This is a genomic window from Pseudoalteromonas luteoviolacea, from assembly GCF_001696455.1.
Lineage (GTDB): Bacteria > Pseudomonadota > Gammaproteobacteria > Enterobacterales > Alteromonadaceae > Pseudoalteromonas > Pseudoalteromonas luteoviolacea_C.
This window is the reverse complement of record NZ_MAUJ01000002.1, coordinates 455,027-475,156: the sequence shown is the minus strand read 5'-3', so window position 1 is coordinate 475,156 and position 20,130 is coordinate 455,027. Positions and strand designations below refer to the sequence as shown.

Here is a 20,130-nt window from a genome sequence, read left to right as displayed (position 1 = left end):
TTTTGGTGAGAATAAGGATGAAACTTTTCGTTATTTACTGCCTACATTGACGGCTATCAAAATCGACAATAATACTTGTGTCTTTTGCATCTCCTGTGATTTTTAAGTAAGACCAATACTGCGTGCCAGCTGGCACTGAGATGCACTCTGTTGTGGTGCCTGAGTTGGACTCTGCATCTTTATCGTTGTCACTGGGCCAACCACCGTTTTTATATAAAACATGCAAATTACTTTGGCCGTGCGCTGTGGTGATGGCGATATTTTGTGCGGTATTAATATCGCCAATACTTAACCAAAGCGTACCATTGCCACCCAGACAGGCTGCTTTACCGGCTTCAAGGCGTCCACCTGTGATGGGCGTTTGGGTCGCACATGCATTTGGTACTGGCTTAGCAGCATCATTAGGCTTGATCGTGACAGTGTAGTCTTCAACTTCACCATCTCCGATGCGTCCGCAAGGCGACGTAGGTGCGCCATCGTATTTCATTGCGACGCGCATTCTGACTGTTTTACCCACAGTACCAGATGGCACTGAAACGGTGCCCGTGACAGCGCCTTTGCCAGAAACACCACTCATTACTTGCTCAGATTGTTCGAATTGACCATTTTCATTAAAGTCTATCCATGCGACCCAATGTTCTGTGTAGTTGCCACCAGGTGTTAGCGTGAACTGATTATCGCCTTCATTTAGATTAATCACCTGCGATGTAAAGTCACTGTAACCATTGGCTTGTGAAGGGTTACTAAAAGCACCAGATTGAACATTGGCAATCCACTCATATCTTGTATTACCATCCGCTTCACAGTAATCCATGCCTGCGATGTTAACGCTGGCTTGTGCGGTGTGTTTTAACCCGTCGTTATCTGTAACAGTAAGCGAAGCGGTATAGTCGCCTGCTTCGGCATAAGTATGAGTCGGGTTTGCAGATGAGCTTGATTGGCCATCGCCAAACTGCCATTGATAGCTCACGATATTGCCGTCGGGGTCTGAGGAGTTGGCGCTACTAAAGCTAACAGATTTTCCAGCTTGACCAGTGTAGGGGCCATTTGCATTAGCTACAGGAGCTTGGTTTTCAGACTTTATCTGAGCCGTGGCCATATCGCTGGCTGTGTTATTGTCGTTGTCTGTCACCGTCAATTTAACGGTGTACGTGTTAGCTTGTTGATAAGTATGGATTGGATTGGCATCGGTTGACGTATTGCCATCGCCAAAGTCCCATAGGTAACTCGTTATACTGCCATTACTATCGAAAGATCCAGCGCTACTAAACGAAATATTCTCACCAATTAGACCATTATACGGACCATTGGCTTGTGCTACAGGTAGTTCTGAATCAGTCGCTCTTTCATAGTAAACAACAAGTGATGCATCACTATATTCAAGGAATGGATCGACCAACAGGTTAAGGGTTCCGCCTCCCGCAGAAAACTCACAATACTCACTGAGCCTTGGCGCACTGAATGGGCCACAATCGAAACTGTCAGTTGTGGGCACTTTATTCATGCTGGCGTACATATCTGGGTCACCTTGATAGCCTCCAGGTATGACTGCAACAGTACGAATTGCGTCTGCTGGAATATCCAATTGATATGTTTTAGGCTCCGCGCCTTTAGCTGACTTCAGGCCTTTTACTTCAGATAAAAACACACGCTCACAGCCTTGGCATAATGTAGTGTCAGTGCCCGAAATAATGCTTAAGGTGGCATTCGAGTATGCACTGAATGCATCAATTGTCGTGTGGTAAGTTTCTGTGCTCGATGGCGCGGAAAGTGTCACAAGTTCAGGAGAACCAGCGCTTCTAAAGGAAATAAAGTCGGCCTCCCATGAGTCACCGTTTTTAACTGGTGCTTTGCCTTTAGAGACGTACATATCAGGGTCTTCATCATACCCATCAAGATAGAAAGCTACGGCTTGCGTGCCCTCGGGCACTGAGATCTCAAAATTATCTATTTCCCCCTTTTGTGCTGACAGGTCGCTAAACGACTGAACGACCGTGCCTTTTGGTGGCACAACCGCTCCTGACGTACCATCCCATGGGTGATCGGCATCACTGGTATACTCCCCTAAGCCGGTTGCAATGAGGTTTGCGTTTGACCAAATGGTTGCGCGCGCAGGGCCATGAAGCGCCGCTGTCATGCGATCAACTTGATCTTTGGTAAACATGGCATAATTGTCTGAGTAGTGCATGAAGTTTTCAGTATTGGTCGGCTGACCCAGACAGTTCTTTGCGTTGTCTTGTAAAATGCTGCTACTCATTTGCGGTGTGTCACACGAACCATCACCAGTTGCATTACAGAAAGCTTCTGAATGGACGGTACAACTACCATCAAAAGTATGCGGAAGATTGAGCCAGTGACCAAACTCATGGGTCAAAACTGAGCGAAAGTTTTCATTGGTATTTGCGCCGATGTAATCACCATTATAAACCACGCGCGAGAGGCCGTTTTGAGACATGCTAAGCTGCGGGTACCAAGCTACGCCAGAGTTATTTGTGGAACCATCGTCGTACAGGTCGTGCTGAACATAAATATTCATGTACTTAAAGTTGTCCCATGCATCCGCTGCGATTTGGTCATCGACACCACTGCCTTTACCATATCCGGCTTTGTCTGGGTAGCGCACGATACCATTTGTAGGCTGACCATTTGGGTCTTTTTTTGCGAGTACAAATTCAATATTGAGGTTTTTTCTAATCGCCTGAAATTCAGGTGCAATGGGGCCATCATCAGTTATAAGGCCTAAAAAATCTTGGTTGGATTTATTCAGACCATCAATAATTTTTTGCTCTGTTAAACAGTATGTGCCTGTTTCACAGTTATACCTGTCACCATAAACATGCACGACGACAGGGATGTAATATCTACCGGGTACGCCATTTCCATTTTCAGCTGCGGGATCTGCCTGTGTTGCGAGTGTTGACATGATTTGTGAGGCGAAGCTGGTACTTATTTTTGCTTGGCGAGCATTCTCTTTTTGAATGGCGGACCAGCTTTGCGCGTTATGATCTGTACCGCAAATTTGCCCTGAATGGGTATGGTGCGTTTGGGCAGTGATACTTGATACATGATCAACAGCTGATAATGGCGACTTGGCACTTTCACCAGCAAAAGCAGGGGTTGTTGCGCAAGCTGTTAGTAATGCGGCTGTAATGTAATTTAATGCTTTGTTATTTGGTGACGCAGTTATCACCGGCTTAGACAAATACATGTTGTTCTCCTGTAGTTATGATTGTTAACAGGTGATACGTATTCAGTTAACGCCCGTATCTAAGTTAACAATTGGCATTGCTGCCTATACCTCTCGATTGTGATTTATTTTTCTGTTTTTTATTAATCGCTTATGCGCTGATTATTCGCGCTTTGATTACACATTTTGTGTATTAAGCGCTTTTTAACTTACCTCAATGAAAATTAATTGTATACAATATAATGTATGTTTTTGCATTTTTGTTACTTTCGGGTGGGAGGTTTTAATCTGTGAATTTAGAAATAGTGCAAAGAATACAAGTGTTTAAAGTTTGAACAGAGAAACTCTAAACCAGCTGATTAATTCTGGAGTATGGGTTTGAGATTAAGCGGTATAGGTACAACGGAGGGTTTGTGTCGACTAGAATGTGACTGATACCTAAGTGGTTTGAAATATGAGATACTAATAAGGAGAATTATAATGATGCTTTTGTATGTTCAATCCAAACTTACCCCTTGTTTATCATCCTAATTATTCTTTTAGTTTTGATCCCAAACATCGTTTTGTGGTCAGCAAGTTTGCGCGACTAAAACACTATTTGGAGACACAAGGCCTTGTAAAAAACAACCTATATCAAGGGCCTGAAGGGCACTACAATGACTTAGAGTTGGTGCATTGTGAGCAGTATGTACATGATCTTTATCATAATTTGTTATGTGATAAGGCGATGCGTCGCATTGGCATACCCTGGTCAGAACAATTAATGGCACGGACGTTTACCGCGCCACTTGGCACTTACTTGACAGCTCAGCTTGCCTTAAAGCATGGAATTGCTTGTCATTTAGCTGGTGGTACGCACCATGCCCATTATGATTTTGGCTCAGGATATTGCATGGTCAATGATCTCGCCTATACCGCTACACGGTTAATCAACGAAAATAAAGTACATAACGTATTAATTTTTGACTGTGACGTTCATCAAGGGGATGGTACAGCTGCAATGCTTGCCCATCATCCATACGTATTTACCTGTTCCATTCATTGCGAAAAGAACTTTCCGTTTAGAAAACAATCCAGTGATCTGGATATTGGGCTACCTATTGGTACCGATGACAATGCCTACTTATCTGTCATTGAGTCGACACTGACTGAGCTAATCGAGCAATTCAACCCTGACCTCGTATTGTACGATGCAGGGGTTGATGTTTGGCAACAAGATACGTTAGGAAAATTAGATATCAGCTGGCAAGGCCTCGAAAAAAGAGACCGCACTGTACTCAAAACCTGTCAATCGAAAGGGGTGCCAGTGGCGACAGTCATTGGTGGTGGTTATGACAAGGACCATGAGCGTTTGGCTAAACGCCATGGCATCGTGATTGAGCAAGCCGCTAAACTTTAGTGCAAATGTTATTGATGGGCAGTACTTAGGTGGAGCACATTAGCTGTTAAATAGCGGCAAAGTGAATGCGTCAAAATTTCCAGCGTTTGGAAACAACTCATAAACGTCAGCTTCAGACAGCCCAAACCATTTTGCAATGGGAGCAAAGTACTGTTCATTTGAAAACTGAGGGATTAGCCTACCACCGCCAACATCCAACGGGCCGCCGACTTGTTGGTCTAGCATGATACCGTGTACATCTGAGCCATTGACTGCGCCACCCATAATGAGTTGATTGCCTGCCCAGCCGTGATCTGTGCCATCTCCATTTGATGTGAGGGTCCTGCCAAAATCAGACATAGTGAAAGTCGTGACACTATTTTGTAGAGCAAGCTCGTTGAGCGCGCTTTGAAACTCAGAAAGCGCGGTTGCTAAAGTTGAAAATAGCGCAGGCTGTGTGGTCAACTGTTCATCATGTGTATCAAAGCCGCCAAGTGAAACGAAGAAGATTTGCCTTTGAGAGGTTGTTTGGTTGCTAATACTCAAAGATTTCGCAACGGCAGCAAGTTGCTGTGATAAGTTGTTATCACTAAATTGCGTAGTGAGTTCAGGGGCTTGCTCAAGTAAGGTGTTCATACTTTGAACATTACTGATTGAGCGGCTTAATCGGCTGGCATATGCGTCTTGTATTGGGTTGTTTGAATTGGTTTGTAGTAGCCGATCCATAATGCTTTTGACGTGGTCGACCTGAGGTTGATAACCAGACAGGGGGTTTATCTTCATCACACCATTTCGACTTAGGGCATATGGCGAGGTTTGTATGCCTGACTGCCAAGGGTTAGAGCCTGCAAGAGATATGTTACTGGTAAAAGCACTATGTTGATTGAGTCTCTCCAGCATGCGGGCACCCCAGCCGGTGTTCAGAGAAACCTTTTCTTGCCCGTGCATCCATGTGGCTTGTTGGTCATTATGCGAGAATAAGTGACTTGGTATGCTAACCGCTTTGTTTTTGTAATCAGCGAGTGTTGTTGGCGCGATTAATGTTCCCACTCCTCCCACAAATGCGAGCTGTCCACTGTCAAATAGAGAAGTGAGGTTTCCCATACTCGGATGTAGGCCAACACCTCCTTCAAATTGGGTTTTAGTCGTGAGGTTAATTGCGTCATTTACAACCAAGTTTTGTCTGCTTTGCTCGTAATTGGTGCGATGCTGGCCACTTGTCGGTACGAGCATATTGAGAGAGTCACTACCACCGTGCAAAAAAATGCAGACGAGCGCTTTATAATCACTTAGCGGCTCGCTGTTTAAAGTATTGCTGAGCGCTTGTAGTTGTAAACTAGTTAGGGCCGCAACGGATGCTCCACCTTTTAAACACAGGGACAAGAAAGCCCTTCTTGATTTTCCATTGTAGGTTGTCATGTCAGGCTCCTAGTTTTGATAATTAAATTCTGGCGATAAAGAAATCATGTACAACAATTGAGATATGCGGTCGGCGGGTGTGCGGTTTACAAAGTAGCTGTCTAGATCAGTTAACGCACTACGCGTTTCGTCTGACATGATGCCAGCAAAGTAGACGACATCATAGTGGTCCAACAAAGCTTCTAACCCTGCGTTTTCGAGTAAAGAGATATGTGCCTCTCCATACATATAGATGGTATTGGGGTTCAAAGTACTTTTACGTTCGGCCATTCTCCATACCAGATCGCTGTAATGGCTGTTTGTCGTAGAAATCATATTTGAATCTGTGGCTATTTGTAGCTCAGGAGCCACCAAGTTTGAATCAAGTAGCTCACTTGGTCTGTGGTCGGGTCTAAAGAAATTAAATACAGACGGAGACAGCAAGGGGCCTTGACCAAATGTCGTAGATAAATTCCACGTATAATAGCGATTGGCCTGAGAGGCTGCGTTGAGTGTTCGCCAAAAGTGCAGTTTAGTGAGTATAGGCTCTTTGATTTTGCCAGTATGTTCTAACACGACCGAATACTTTCGCGCTTCTTCATCTAAGAGAATGGCCTTAACAACGGCAGTAAGATCACCGCGGTCACCTTGCCCATTATCATTAAAAATAGTTGCAACGCGTTCAACATATGCAGGTGTTGGATTCGATTTTACCAATCGTTGTATTAACTGTTTTGAGATAAAAGGGGCAACATTTGGGTGCATAAATAAGTTGTCTAGCGCTAACTTCATTGACGCCTCAGCGCCTGTGTCTGCCGGAATTACTTCACCATTGAGTAAGTGCTTTTCAAGATTAGAATGATAATCTTCAAAGGGGTGCATTGGCAGAGTGTAATTTTTACTCGGTCTATTCCAGCGAGCAGAATATGCAAATGTCCAGCCGGTGAATACTTTTGCAAATCCGCCAATTTCAAGCTGAGAGTACGTCGGGATCGTGTTACCGTTGTCGTCTAGCTTTACTGTGCCATCAAGGTTTAGCTCATCTAACCCTATGGTGAACAACTGCATGACTTCTCTTGCGTAATTCTCATCAGGGCGTATGTTTTTATCTAAATTGGCCTTTTCGTTGCCAAGGTGGCTTAAGTAAACCCCCATGACCGGAGATAAGGTGACTGACTCAAGTAACGTACGAAAGTTCCCAAACGCATTTTTCAACAACATGTCGTAATAATTTGTCATACCTTCTGGCTCGCCTCTTAGCGCGCTGTTGGCGTCTGAAACAACAAATATTTGACTGAGCGCAAATGCGACTCTCTGCCTTAACTGATCGGGCGCACTTAAACTAGCCTTCCACCACGCATCGATGCGATTGATATGATTTGGTTGCTCTTTATTTGGGTAGTTTTCCAAAAAAGGCATGTGGTAAGTCGTCTCGCTTGCGAATTGTGCGTTTATCCATTCCTCTTCACTTTTTCCTGTTGCCGCTTGAATCTCTGCATGAGTCGGTCCCAATGTGCCTTGGTGTAACAGCGTTGCAGCTTGTTTTTGGGTCATCGCGTTGATGGACTCAATTGTGGTTTCAGTATAGGTGCTCAACCCTTCACGATTTGTTACTGTCAGCGCAAATACAAAATCATCTTGGGTAGAAGAGTGTGTTTCAGGCAAGGTTACAGTCAGGCTCGGTGATTGATGGTTCTCTATAACTGCTGTGGGGCCGGCAATTTGCTCCCACAAATAGGTGAGCTGTTCATCACCGCCAGTGATGGCACTTTCAATCACAATCGTCGTGCCTTTACGAACAATACTGCCGGGAGCCCTGACATCCACAATAGGTGCCGTGCCTACTGCCCCTGCATCCGGGTTTTCGTCTTCATTATTGCCTGCATCAGGAGTTTGAGCGTCGTCGCCTGTTTGATTGTCAGTATTGGTGTCTGCTGGGGGGGAGGGAGAGCTTGTGTTATTGTCTTCGTTCGTCACATTGCTGTTATTCGTGTCACTACCGCCGCCACAGGCTGACAGTAAAAATGTAAACACCATAAGTAAGGCGAGTAACTTCATTTCGATTTCCTCAATATTGCCTTACCCATTTATAGCATTATTAGATAAATTAACAATGTTTTTTCATTATGTGTTTTTGTATTTCTAATTTTAAAGTGCTGGTTTTTTGCGTGGATTCACTACTTTTTTGATGTTAAGTGAAACAAGTATCAACATTATTCTGGAGTATGGTATTGATTTTTAAAGCAAGCAGGTTGTTAAAGGTTATGTTTACGGAGAAGTCTATGGTGTCTTTTCGAATGCTTGGTAAGTTAAATGTAAATTTAATAAATGAGCCTAGTTGCTGTCTGGGTGACTAAAAAAGAGGTCGCTTTAACTCGATTACCTAGATTGATTGTCGGAGAACTTGCGGTAAATAGGTCTGGCCTTCGCATAAATCGCTGAGAAGCCCACGAGTATCTGTAATCTGTATTCATTGACTGGTTTTACAAGGTGAAAGAAAGCAGAGGCACGTTAGCCTCTGCAAAAAACAATTAACAGAAGTCTTTTGTCCAGCGGCACATCATTGCTTGTACCGAATAACCTGGAGGAGCAGCTGTTGCACCCGCCACATCATTCGTTTGCTTTTCAGAGATGGTTTTGTTTTGAAGTGACTTTAGCGTCTTTTTTTGGATATTAAGCTTCATTGTATTTCCTTATTGTATTTGCCGGTATTATTACTCGGCCATTTTTTATGTGGCCGGTATTTAAACTCCCATTTATTATGAAGGTTGTAAATTGAATTTTATTAACGATATTTTACTACTCATTTAGATTTTAGTTGAACTGTTTTTTGTGGTTTTTATGTGTTGTAAAATGGTTTTATTGGCTATTTATTTTTTGTAATTATTGGTGGTTTATTTATATATTATATTTTTCATAAAATAGATCTTAAAGTGAATTGGTAGCGTTAATGGCGCTCTGGCTAAGAGGAGGCTAAATGGTGAAGCCGTTTCATATAACTCGGTTGAAAACGAGCATCGGAATTTTGCGTTTAACGGGGGAGTTAGGTAATTCACAGCTAAGAGGTGGCATTATTTATCACAAGGTAGAAGTCATGGGAACAGATGGTTGGCTTGAACTCGATTTATCTTCAAACTCAGTGAAAAATGCACTGACCCAAATTGAGCATGTGGTGTTGGCGCACCTGTCGTAACTTAGTGAATTTCGCCACCATATCGATGAAGTTTACCTGCCAAAGCATGAGGCTCGCCATTGAGTCATACTCACGATTGAGATTCTATAGCCAATTAGAGTAAAACCGCATTTATGAAATTTAGAAACGTGGACACATTTCGTTAGTTAATTGGCAATATGCCACACGAATTGTTCCTTGCGAGAGTACATAAATCAAATTTATGTGCTATGTTATACTATAACAAAATAGTGAGTTGAGTTATTAAATGACTGGCGAAAATAAAGAACTACCTCTGTTGACAGAGCAGCAAATTTTAGAGGCTCCGGAATCAGATTATATGAATGACGCACAATTGGCGTTTTTCAAAGCAAGATTGATTGAGCTGCATGACACAACACGTGAAAGGATCAGGGAAGTCAAAGAGCATATGCAAGACCAGCCAGATTTAGCTGACTTTAATGATAGAGCATCTTGGGAGGAACAGTGGGCACTGTCGATGCGCATTGTAGAGAGGGAGCAGAAGCTTTTACCAAAGATTATTCAATCTTTAGAGCGTATTCGCTTGGGCGAGTATGGTTACTGCATGGAATCAGGTGAACCCATTGGTATTCCTAGGTTGTTAGCTAGACCTACCACAGAATTCTGTGCAGATGTAAAAAACCTCAAAGAGGTCGGAGAGCATCTCTATAAGCATTGATTAGATTTATCATTAAGTTGCTGCCTATTGGGGTGCATGAAGTTTAGGTGTGGCAACTTCTCTATTTAACAGCAAGTTAATTTAGGAGTACTTATGGCTGAGTCAAGGTCATTGTTACCGGTCACCATTCTGTCGGGGTTTTTAGGGGCAGGCAAAACCACCGTGTTAAACCATATTCTTGGCAACAGAGAAGGACTGAAAGTTGCGGTAATTGTAAACGATATGAGCGAGATAAATATCGATGCTGAAATTGTGCAAAACGAAGTCAGCTTAAATCGTGCCGAAGAAAAGCTGGTAGAAATGAGTAATGGATGTATTTGTTGTACTTTGCGTGAAGATCTACTTGAGGAAATTCAACGTTTAGCGCAAGCAGGCAAATACGATTATCTGGTTGTAGAATCTACGGGTATCTCAGAGCCTTTACCCGTTGCTGAAACATTTACATTTGCAGATGAAAACGGCAATAGCCTGTCAGATATTGCCAAGCTTGATACGATGGTTACGGTGGTCGATGCGCTGAATTTTTTAAAAGATTACGATGAAGCTAAGTTGTTGCAAGAAACTGGTGAGAGTTTAGGAGAAGAAGATCAACGTAGCGTTGCTGATTTGTTGGTTGAGCAAGTCGAGTTTGCGGACGTTTTGTTGATTAGTAAGACTGACCTCGTATCCGAAAACGACCTAAAGCGATTGCAAGGAATATTAAAAACCCTGAATACCCAAGCTAAGCAAGTTGCAATTCAAAATGGCCAAGTACCTATCAAAGAAGTCCTCGCAACAGGCTTATTTGATTTTGAAAAAGCACAATTGGCACCGGGGTGGCTCAAAGAGTTGCGGGGAGAGCATATACCCGAAACTGAAGAGTATGGGATCAGTGCGTTTGTCTACAGCGCGAGAATCCCGTTTCATCCAAAAAAGTTTTACGACTTTCTTCACTGTAAAGAGATTAGCGGCAAGTTAGTGCGTTCAAAAGGTTTTTTTTGGTTAGCAACACGCCCACATATTGCTGGTAGCTGGAGTCAAGCTGGTGGAATGGCGAGATATGGTATGGCCGGACTTTTTTGGAAAGCGGTGCCTAAAGAACAATGGCCTGAAGACCCTGAATATCTTGAAGCAATCGCAGATATGTGGGAAGAACCATTTGGCGATATGCGACAAGAGCTGGTGTTTATTGGCCAAGGGTTAGATAAAGAAGACATTACCAGTAGATTGGATAAATGTTTGTTGGCCCCAGAGGAACTTGCTCAAGGTCAGGCATTTTGGGCGAAATTACCTGACCCGTTTCCTGAGTGGCCTCTGAGGCCAGAGTAAGTTATTTTTTCTGTTTAGTCGATTTTTAAAACAGTCAAACTAAGTTGATAAATGCAACTTAATTTGACTGTTAAACCTCTTAATTTATATATTAAGCTGTCTTTATCAAAAGATTGAGTAACAACCGAAGCGAGTGCCCAATATGTTTTAACTCTCGGGCTCTTTTGTAGCGAGCGATGATAAAATGCGATCTACAATCTCTTTGCTGTGTACTTTTCTGTCGTGCACCAATTTCCCATGATCGGCTGCAATTATCATATTTACAATGCCAACTCCCAAACCGGCACCTAGACCCGATACAGCATAATGTTGACTGTGTCCAAGTGAATTGCTTATTGCAAGCCCATCTGCGTTGTTCAGGTTTTGCACTGCTCCTCCTATCCTAAAAAAATAAGGGGGTTTAGCTGGGTCATTTGGTATCCAGACTCCGCCGACATGGTGGACTGGCATGGTACCTTTGCCATATTTGTAGAAACTTGCATTTGGCCCTAAAAAGTACTCTCCCTTATGATCCATTCCAATGGATTTATATACTCCTGGTTCCAACCCTTCAATCCAAGTAACGCCAAGACCGTATACACCAGATTGTTCGGTCTTTTCTTCAATGATGAAATATCTATTTGTTTGCGTATGTTGTATTGATTCTGGCGTTATATTTGAGCAGCCATAAATGAAAAGTAAGGCTACTACTAATAGGTAATTCTTCATGTTCTTTCTCTGTATAAAACTTGACGTGTTATGTGTAGCAAACGTCATTTAATCCTGTGGGGATATACTACCTAAAATAGTCTAAAACAATAAGATTCTGAAGACTAATTCTTCGTTTTTATACCCATTAAGATTATACGCAGTTTGCATGGTTGTTTAGTATATTATGACATAGTAAATCTTTGTCTTGAAATAAGAGTTATATTTTTGCTTTTTATCAATAAATAATGATTAACGCAATAAGCTTTTGAAATTTGTAAAAGCCAAGTTTAGAGAACTTGGCTTATCAGTGACGAAAAACTAAGAAAGATTCTATTGGTGAGAGTAGTCTAAACCGGCACTTGTAAAGATTGCGCTTGTGGCCTTAAACTTTTATCTTGGTTATGTTCAATCAATCTTGCCATAAACCAAACAAATGCTTCAGTTTGCCCATTTAAAACACACCCTGTTTGGCATACCGCTTCCAGCAAAGCTTGTTCATTGTTGTTTGTCAGTGCCTCTAGTGCGGTGTTACTGGTTAAATGCAATTCGCAATAAGGTAGGCTGTTGTTCAAGCTTCGCTCCAATTGAACTTGTTCTTGTTCAACTTTTATCGTAAATGGTTTTTTAACGGTACCAAGTTTTATCGAAACGGCAAGAGCTGGTTGTGGCCCAGTGCAGCTTTGTAAGTGTAATGTAAGGTAGCTGACAAAATTATTTACCCAGTTTTTCAACATGGGCAGTGCGCTGTCTAATCCATCTGCCTCTAAGCAGTCTAGATTTTGCGTGCTTTGAATGAAACTTTCATTCACTTCTTTTTCAGCTTCAATAAGTGCTTTTACCGTATAATCAATATCTTCATAGGTATGAGAAGCTGAACAAATGAATCTCAAGCGCCCGCGTCCTTTTTCAACAATGGGATAGGTGACCGCCAAAGTTTGTACTCCGCGCTGATACAAACTTTGCACAATGGCGTAAAGCTTCTCTTTGTCTCCAAAGTGAGGTGTGACAATTGGTCCGTCACCAGTACCAAGGTCAAACCCTGCTTCTTTAAATTTTCGACGCATATAGCGAGTGCGATCCCAAAGCTGCGCTCTCATTGAGTCATCACGTTGCAATATGCGCAAAGAAGCCAACGCCGCAGCGATATCGGCAGGGCTAATGGAAGCTTGAAAGATATAGGCTCTAGAGGCTGATTTGAGTAGGTTGACGTGCTTTTCACTGGCTGCAATAACGCCGCCAATACTACCCAGCGCTTTACTCAATGTAGTCATGATAAAATCTACTTGATGGCTAACGCCTTGCTCAGCGCAAACGCCTGCGCCTTGTTCACCGTAAAAACCAAAAGAGTGCGCTTCATCTACCAGCACTAAGGCCCCATACTGCTTGGCGGTGCGAACGATATCAGCAACAGGCGCTGTGCCTTCACCCATGCTGTAAACACTCTCTAACACCACTAAGGTCGTACGATAAGGGGATTGCTCAGCGGCTAAAACCGTCGCGAGGTCATCTTTATCATTGTGTTTGAAAGTACGAATTGTAGCGCCACTTAATCTCGCCCCATCAACAATTGAAGCGTGGCAAAGTTGATCGATAACCACAATATCATTTGGACCGAGTATACCTGATATAGCGCCCAAATTAGCAGTGTAACCTGTGGGGAACAAACAAGCGTTTGGCTTCCCAACTAAGTTAGCAAACTCTTTTTCAAACTCGACATGCTGATCTGTCATACCTGTTGCTGCGGCAGAGATCCCCATACCTGTTCCGTAATTTTGTAATGCTTCTGTGGCGTGGGCAATAACTTGAGGGTCGCGGTTAAAGCCAAAATACAGGTTAGTTGACCATATAATAGACTCTCGTTCATCGTCGTTGTAGCTATCTCCTATGCGGCCTCTAGCTGAACTACCTGTGCGCAATATTTTGCCGTAAGGGTTGCGCCCGTTTCTATTAACCATCTGCAAAATTGCTTGTACTAATAGGCTCTTGTCATCTATGTCCCATGCGTGAACACTTGCAGAACCGAAAGTCGGATGGCTTGATTGTAATAATGATTGAAATTGACTTAATGTTTCGATGTGTGTCTTCGTTTGCTGCTCATTTACCTTTGCTTGGTCTTTGAATATGTGTGCAGCAAGCAAAGCGGATGTAGGGTAGTTCGCGATGACTGCTGGTGATATCGATGTACCTAGCGCATTACTTAATCTGCTGGAGAGTTCCATCAGGTTAAGTGAGTCAATACCTAAGCTATCAAAACTGGTGTCTTGGTTTATGAGAGTGGGCTCCGCTATGCTGAGTAATGCCGCGACCTCTTGTTGGATAATCGATTGCGTTATCTCTAATTTATCATTGATAAGAGGTGTAGCTTCATCCTGATGTGTTTTTTGATTCGCCAGCCGCACCTGTGTTAGGTCGGGCAGCTTACTTCTATCGAGCTTGTCATTAGGTAGAAAAGGGAGGGTGTCCAAAGACATGAACAGTTGCGGCACCATATAGCTTGGTAAATGTTCTAGAAGTTGTGATTTTAATACGTCATGGTTTGGGGCGTCAGGTTGTTCGACAAGATACGCAACAAGCGATTTTTGGCCTGTTTCACTTTCCAAAGCACTTACCGCAGCAGCTTTTATAAACGGCAGGGACTCGAGTGCCGACTCTATTTCACCCAACTCGATTCGATACCCACGGATTTTCACTTGTTGGTCGATTCTGCCTAAAAACTCGATGTCTCCAGCTTCTGTAAAGCGACATAGATCGCCAGTTCTATACAGTCGTCGTTTTGTGGTTTCATTACCTACGTGTATTTCAATAAAGCGAGCCGCAGTTTGTTCTGCATCGTTTAAGTATCCTCTAGCCAATTTGTGCCCACCAAGGCAAAGCTCTCCCGCTATACCATTAGAAACGGGTTGAAGTTTTTCATCTAATATCACTGCGCTTGAGTTTTCCACAGGTCGGCCTATGGTGATAGTTTTGGTACCCACTTTAATGTCTTTTAATGTGGAGAATACGGTGTCTTCAGTTGGGCCATATGCGTTCACAACACGTGGTCTCGGGGTGAGTGTATGCACTTTTTCTACCAAAGCTGACTTTAGCGCTTCCCCACCAAATACCACGCATTCTATATTTTTCGGCAGGGGTCCCGAGTTGAGTATCGCTTGCATAGAAGAGGGGACCATAACGCAAGCTTTAACCTTGTCGGCATACGGCAGTGAGGTAAGTTCGAGCGCATTTTGAGCCAATATAACCGTTCCTCCTAATGATAGGGTCCCGAGCGTTTCCATCACTGAGGTGTCAAAACATATGGATGCCGCTGCTAAAACCCCTTGCAGTTCAGTCGGACCAAACAACTTGCTCAGTGCATGGCTCATTGCAACGAGGTTTTTATGTTCGATGGCAACCCCTTTGGGTTTGCCAGTGGAGCCTGAAGTGTAGATAACATAGGCTAAATCTTCGGCAGCTGGGTATGTAGTGGGTTCATTGCATGGGGTGTGCACAGTTAGCTGCTGAGTATTTATATGCGTCTCAACGCCTGTACAAAGTGCCAAAGTGTGCTCACTATCTACAACAGCAGCTTTAGCGCCTGAATGCGAAAGCATGTATTCCACACGGTTTTTAGGGTAGTTAGGGTCCAGTGGCACATAACCGCAGCCTGCTTTGTGAATCCCGATCATGGCAGCTAATAGTTGCCATGTTCTAGACATGCATACTGCAATTATTGAAGACCTTGGAATTTGTTGTATTTCAATCTCTTTAGTAATTTGCCAAGCAGCAGTCATTAGCTGTGAATAAGTGATTTTATTTTCTCCATCAATTATTGCGATGCTGTTGGGCGTTAGTTCATATTGCCACTTTATCAGGTCGTAAATTGTTTTATGGTCAATGGAGGTTTCGCCTTTTGCCTTTTGCATTTTCGTTTCCTTCTTCCGTTATTGTTTTGATTTTGGATAAAAGCTTGTGCGCTATTAAAGTAACAGAAAGGTAAACTAATTACGTTTAAGATATATGTTTGTATGTAATATGTGGACTTGTGCTGAAAATTTAAACTATTTAGTTAACAGAGTAAATCAAGTCTAAATACCCAATTTCAAGTAGCTGAATAAGCGTATTACTTGGGGAAAAAAGGAGCCAATGAATAGGCGGGTATTATATTTTATGTGATGGATTTTAAATGCAAATTTAGACTGTTTTTTTGTTTTAAAACGCAGCTGTTAATGGTTGCTTTATGCTGATTTTTATTCCACTTTATGGTAAATTTCGGGCAGTGATTTATATGGAAGAATTATTGCCTTGGAACAACAACATTCAGAAAAAAAAGCGCAGAGCTTTGTGTACATCATCTATGGTAAACAAGAGCGCCATTATCTCGAAGCACAACTCAGTATTGCCAGCCTCATTTTTCACAATCCAGAAGCGCAGGTTTGTGTATTAGCAGAGTGCTACGCGCTCTTTGACGAGCATCCTCAGCTTACAGTCATTCCATTAACGGATGAAATGAAACAAGCGTGGATGGGAGAAGATGGTTACCACTTTAAGCTTAAGCTTGCAGGCTTGAAGTTTTTGCTAGAGAAACATGCGCAAAAAATCATATTTCTAGATACTGATACGCTCGTCAAGGCACCTATTATGGACCTGTTTTCTCAAATATCTGAGAAGAATACCTTGTTGCATGAAAAAGAAGGTGATTTAACAGGAAAACGTTTTGCTAAGCAGCACGCCGGAGTGATAGGCAAGAAGTTTTCTCATCCTGAGTTTGGGGATTGGGTGATTGAATCAAGTATGCCCATGTATAATTCGGGATTAATCGGGATTTGTGACACGCATTGCAAACACCTAGACAGCGCTTTGTGGTTAATGCCTTTAATTGATGAGCATACGACTATCCATACGGCTGAACAGTTTGCGTTGGGTATTATTTTACGTCGCCATGAATCGCTGAGTGAGGTCGGACATAAGCGCGTTTATCACTATTGGCACAAAAAACCTCGTAAGTATATTTTTGAAGAAACTGAGCGCTTAGTTGCAGAGTTTAAAGGTAAGTGTTTGTATACCGATGCAAAAGTAATGGCTGACTTTCGTTACAGACGTCCGGCATTACGTTGGTTAAAAGATAAGTTAGGCATCAAATAAAATCTAACTTACCAAATTGGGAGGCGTGCTTGGAGTTTTATCATCTCAAATCATTTGTCGCGGTTGCAAAAGCTCAAAACTTAACCAAGGCAGCAAAGGAGCTACACACCACGCCTCCAGCGGTAAGTGCGCATATTAAAGCGCTTGAGCAAGAGTTGAATGTAACCTTGTTTGAGCGTACCAGCAAAGGCATGTTACTCACGCCGCAAGGGATCGCATTAAGAGAAAAAGCCCAGAATACCCTTAACAGCGCACACGATTTTATCCAAAGTGCCAGTCTCACCGATACCGCTTTGACAGGTCACCTTAAAATAGGATTGAATCTGTCTCCTCGAGTACTAAAATGCCAAGATCTGCTTATGCAGATGCAGTCCGAGTTTCCTAATATCTCCCTTGAGTTAAGTCCCAGTAATTCATCACAAATTCTCAGTGACATTGAAGCTGGCAAGCTAGATGGTGGCTATACATTTGACCAAAGTGGTAGTGAATTTTTGGCTAAATTTATCGCTAACCGTAATATTACGACTGTGATGCCAAAAGTGTGGATTAACTCACAACAAAGCGAATTTGAGCTGCTTGAAAATGGCACTTGGATTGGTATGGGCACCAGTTGTCCGTTCGACAATGAGTTGGTGTCAAGGTTACCTAAAGCAAAAATCAGTCACTATTCCAGTTATGATGAGCTAACGCGTATTGAATTGGTTTCACAGGGCTTTGGAGCCAGTTTTGTGGATGAGAGCGATCTCGTTGGGTTACCAGAAAGCGTACATCAAACCAGTATTATAGATTTTGATTTGCCATTATTTTTTGTGGTATCTGCGAGACGGGAAAAAGAGCCGTTAATTCAAGCTTTGTTAAATCAGGTTGCGTTGCAGACAGAGTAATTATGCATCTTGATGTAGATAAAGATGTGTGGATGCTGCTTGGTAAAAAGCTTTTATTATTATCATTATTTGCTCTTACCAAGCAGCTCACACAATAAAACCAAGTGACGGGCATGTTCTTGGTTTTTTTACATTGCTCCCGAGTAGGCGAGTGGCAATGCAAAATCGTTCAGTAAATTATCTAAATTACCATTTAAATAATTTACATTTTTGAATTCTTTTACCACCATAGTTTGCTACTAGGTAAGGTCCCACTTGCGCTTCACGGATGGTGTCGAACGTGTAAGTAATGATCTCAACATCTAGTGAACCATCACCATGCAATTCGTAGCTTGCATTCAATTTGCTCGAACCAATTTCAAAAAGGCTGACAAACTTATTCTCGAAAAGATATTGGTCGATCACAATGCCGTTGTTTTCGTCTACTGCGAAATGACCCTTTTTCTCATCTAACGTCACTAATGTGTAGTTGCGAGGGCGTGCATTAGGACCTTCACCATATGTAATGATCCAATCGGCTTTGTTTTCAATCGGTGCGCCCACCTCTAATGACATTGGAAACTCATACAATGAGCCATGTCCCGGTGCGATTAACTCACACTTACCTTTAAAAAATCCTTGCCACTCTTGTGGTGCAGCCTGTACACCAGCAGAAACAGCCGACAATCCCAGACATAGAGCTAACAGAGTTCTCATTATTTTTTCCCTTCGTTGATGACTTTTTTATTGGTCAATTAATAAAACGAGAGAAATTTCAATTTATAACAAAAGAAAGGTATTTTTTATGAAATCAAATCAAATTAAATCATAAGTAATTGATATGTATTGTTATTAAAGTTTAGTTTGTTGCGTTTTTATTGTGACTGCACTAATTGTACAGACCTTAATTGATTAAACTAAGGGCCGGTAATGAGTTTGCAAAGACTTAAAGTCTCGTTGGATTGCGTGGGATTCATGAGATTGAAGCCTCACGTGCTCGCGCTCAGGGATAAAAGCTTTTGAAGAATGGAACTGCTTTGTGAGACTAGGCTGCAAATAATCAAATATTAATTTGACTCGCTGCATGTGGAAATCAGAGCTCACAATGTCAACCGATTGCAGATTATGTGCGCATACTAAAGGCGCTGTTAAAGTGGCATCTTCAATTGTAAATCGGCTCAAGGCATCTTCCAAGAACACCTGCTCAGCAATGCCTAAAGAAATTAAGTAATCGCGATTGAGGCTCGCGTGAGAGCGCGGAGACTGATTAAAATTGCGACCAAAGCCGCCAGTACAAATCAGCTTACTGTGAGGTTTGTCAATCAACAGGCTATACGCCAGTTCACAGCGGGATTTTGAAATAGGTGATAGGTTTCCATAATTATCGTTCTTATTGCCAAGTACAATGATCGCGTGAGTCAAAATTGATTGCTTCCTAATAAGTGCTTCTGATGCATGTTATACGCAAATAACGAGAGTGGATAGGCTTGAGCTTTGGGATGCTCAAGCAAACCAAAATCTTAGTTAATTTGATGCGAAAACCAAGTCACGATGGCGGGAGTTAGGTTGCTGTCTTTGTCTAATAGCGGGTAACCATGGTCTTTCCCTTTGTACGCCAAAAACTTACTATTGCTGTGTTTTGCCTCAATAAATAATGCTTGCGCACTGGTATAGGTTCTACCATCTTCTTCAGCTGCAATAATGAGCGTGGGCTTGCCTGACAATGAATTCGTGTACTTCTCAATATTTTTGTCATTTTGTGCCGAAGAGAAGAAGCCAATCGCGGCGATTTGATTATTCAGTGCGAGCTCTATGGCCTGAGAGCCACCACAGCTTGCGCCTATTACGCCAATTTTTCCTTGTGCTCCAACCTTATCTTTTAAAAACTGATAGGCGATTTGAACGTCTGATGGCCAGTGAGCTGTCATATCTTGCCATGCTTTTCTGCGTTGCTCTGTGCTTAATTGCGATAATGTTCGCACGTCGTACTGGGTGGTTGCACTGTCTCCAAATCCTCTAAAATCTATACTTAAAGCGTGGATACGGTTGCTCGCAAGTTGCTTTCCAATGTTTTTGTACATTGTTTGGTTGTAGTTGCATTGATGGAGCATTAATACCGCACTGTCACTGCTTGAGGGGGCAGAAAAGTACTGCCCTTTGAGCGTGAAACCGTCTTTGGCTGTTAGGTTGATGTTTGCTAACGCTGACGTGCTGGTGAGTATAGAGGTAATTGCAAGGCTATGTATGATATTCATTTGAATCCTTTGATGTTGGGTGCTCAAACTAAACTACCGCAACCAAAACGTGAATTCA

Annotated in this window: 15 protein-coding genes; 6 read left to right on the top strand and 9 right to left on the bottom strand. The window is 42.5% G+C overall.

The window, feature by feature from the left end:
• Positions 1 to 34 precede the first annotated feature (34 nt).
• Positions 35 to 3,208 (bottom strand): M43 family zinc metalloprotease, encoded by a 3,174-nt coding sequence (locus A7985_RS10565; protein ID WP_065790416.1) that lies wholly within the window; start codon positions 3,206 to 3,208, stop codon positions 35 to 37.
• A 472-nt stretch (positions 3,209 to 3,680) separates the two neighbouring features.
• Here A7985_RS10565 and A7985_RS10560 point away from each other — a divergent pair, with 472 nt between their 5' ends.
• Positions 3,681 to 4,586, top strand: a complete 906-nt coding sequence (locus A7985_RS10560; protein ID WP_065790415.1) for a histone deacetylase family protein — start codon at positions 3,681 to 3,683, stop codon at positions 4,584 to 4,586.
• 39 nt (positions 4,587 to 4,625) lie between these two features.
• Here the strand turns inward: A7985_RS10560 and A7985_RS10555 are convergent, their stop codons facing one another.
• The 3 genes from A7985_RS10555 to A7985_RS26460 all read right to left on the bottom strand — a co-directional run bounded on the left by A7985_RS10555 (position 4,626) and on the right by A7985_RS26460 (position 8,647).
• The gene (locus A7985_RS10555) at positions 4,626 to 5,984 is read right to left on the bottom strand and encodes a DUF1501 domain-containing protein (protein WP_065790414.1); all 1,359 of its coding nucleotides are present in this window, start codon (positions 5,982 to 5,984) and stop codon (positions 4,626 to 4,628) included.
• A gap of 9 nt (positions 5,985 to 5,993) precedes the next feature.
• Positions 5,994 to 8,021 carry a DUF1800 domain-containing protein gene (locus A7985_RS10550; protein WP_081310509.1) on the bottom strand — a complete coding sequence of 676 codons (2,028 nt, stop codon included), beginning with the start codon at positions 8,019 to 8,021 and terminating at the stop codon, positions 5,994 to 5,996.
• A 473-nt stretch (positions 8,022 to 8,494) separates the two neighbouring features.
• A complete protein-coding gene (locus A7985_RS26460; RefSeq protein ID WP_176716725.1) occupies positions 8,495 to 8,647 on the bottom strand; it encodes a hypothetical protein in 153 nt (50 codons plus the stop codon).
• Positions 8,648 to 8,940: 293 nt separating this feature from the next.
• Between A7985_RS26460 and A7985_RS10545 the strand changes: the two genes are divergently transcribed.
• From A7985_RS10545 to zigA, 3 genes are all read left to right on the top strand, one after another.
• Positions 8,941 to 9,156: a hypothetical protein gene (locus tag A7985_RS10545; RefSeq protein ID WP_065790413.1), complete on the top strand. Its 216-nt coding sequence runs from the start codon at positions 8,941 to 8,943 to the stop codon at positions 9,154 to 9,156.
• A gap of 247 nt (positions 9,157 to 9,403) precedes the next feature.
• Positions 9,404 to 9,835 (top strand): TraR/DksA C4-type zinc finger protein, encoded by a 432-nt coding sequence (locus A7985_RS10540; RefSeq protein WP_065790412.1) that lies wholly within the window; start codon positions 9,404 to 9,406, stop codon positions 9,833 to 9,835.
• 93 nt (positions 9,836 to 9,928) lie between these two features.
• Positions 9,929 to 11,143 (top strand): zinc metallochaperone GTPase ZigA, encoded by a 1,215-nt coding sequence (zigA, locus tag A7985_RS10535; RefSeq protein WP_065790411.1) that lies wholly within the window; start codon positions 9,929 to 9,931, stop codon positions 11,141 to 11,143.
• A gap of 147 nt (positions 11,144 to 11,290) precedes the next feature.
• On the opposite strand, the gene A7985_RS10530 is transcribed toward zigA, so the two are convergent.
• Positions 11,291 to 11,851, bottom strand: coding sequence for a hypothetical protein (locus A7985_RS10530; RefSeq protein ID WP_065790410.1), 561 nt, complete (start codon positions 11,849 to 11,851; stop codon positions 11,291 to 11,293).
• Between the two features lie 329 nt (positions 11,852 to 12,180).
• Positions 12,181 to 15,735, bottom strand: coding sequence for an amino acid adenylation domain-containing protein (locus A7985_RS10525; RefSeq protein WP_065790409.1), 3,555 nt, complete (start codon positions 15,733 to 15,735; stop codon positions 12,181 to 12,183).
• A gap of 379 nt (positions 15,736 to 16,114) precedes the next feature.
• Here A7985_RS10525 and A7985_RS10520 point away from each other — a divergent pair, with 379 nt between their 5' ends.
• Together A7985_RS10520 and A7985_RS10515 are read left to right on the top strand one after the other, a co-directional pair.
• Positions 16,115 to 16,954: a hypothetical protein gene (locus A7985_RS10520; protein WP_065790408.1), complete on the top strand. Its 840-nt coding sequence runs from the start codon at positions 16,115 to 16,117 to the stop codon at positions 16,952 to 16,954.
• A 29-nt stretch (positions 16,955 to 16,983) separates the two neighbouring features.
• Positions 16,984 to 17,838 carry a LysR family transcriptional regulator gene (locus tag A7985_RS10515; protein ID WP_065790407.1) on the top strand — a complete coding sequence of 285 codons (855 nt, stop codon included), beginning with the start codon at positions 16,984 to 16,986 and terminating at the stop codon, positions 17,836 to 17,838.
• A 186-nt stretch (positions 17,839 to 18,024) separates the two neighbouring features.
• Here the strand turns inward: A7985_RS10515 and A7985_RS10510 are convergent, their stop codons facing one another.
• From A7985_RS10510 to A7985_RS10500, 3 genes are all read right to left on the bottom strand, one after another.
• Entirely contained in the window at positions 18,025 to 18,534 is a 510-nt protein-coding gene (locus A7985_RS10510) for a hypothetical protein (RefSeq protein WP_065790406.1), read from the bottom strand.
• A gap of 195 nt (positions 18,535 to 18,729) precedes the next feature.
• Complete coding sequence (locus A7985_RS10505) at positions 18,730 to 19,239, bottom strand: YdcF family protein (protein WP_065790405.1); 510 nt, start codon at positions 19,237 to 19,239, stop codon at positions 18,730 to 18,732.
• Positions 19,240 to 19,337: 98 nt separating this feature from the next.
• On the bottom strand, positions 19,338 to 20,072 hold the full coding sequence (locus A7985_RS10500) for a dienelactone hydrolase family protein (protein WP_065790404.1): 735 nt from the start codon (positions 20,070 to 20,072) through the stop codon (positions 19,338 to 19,340).
• Positions 20,073 to 20,130 lie beyond the last annotated feature (58 nt).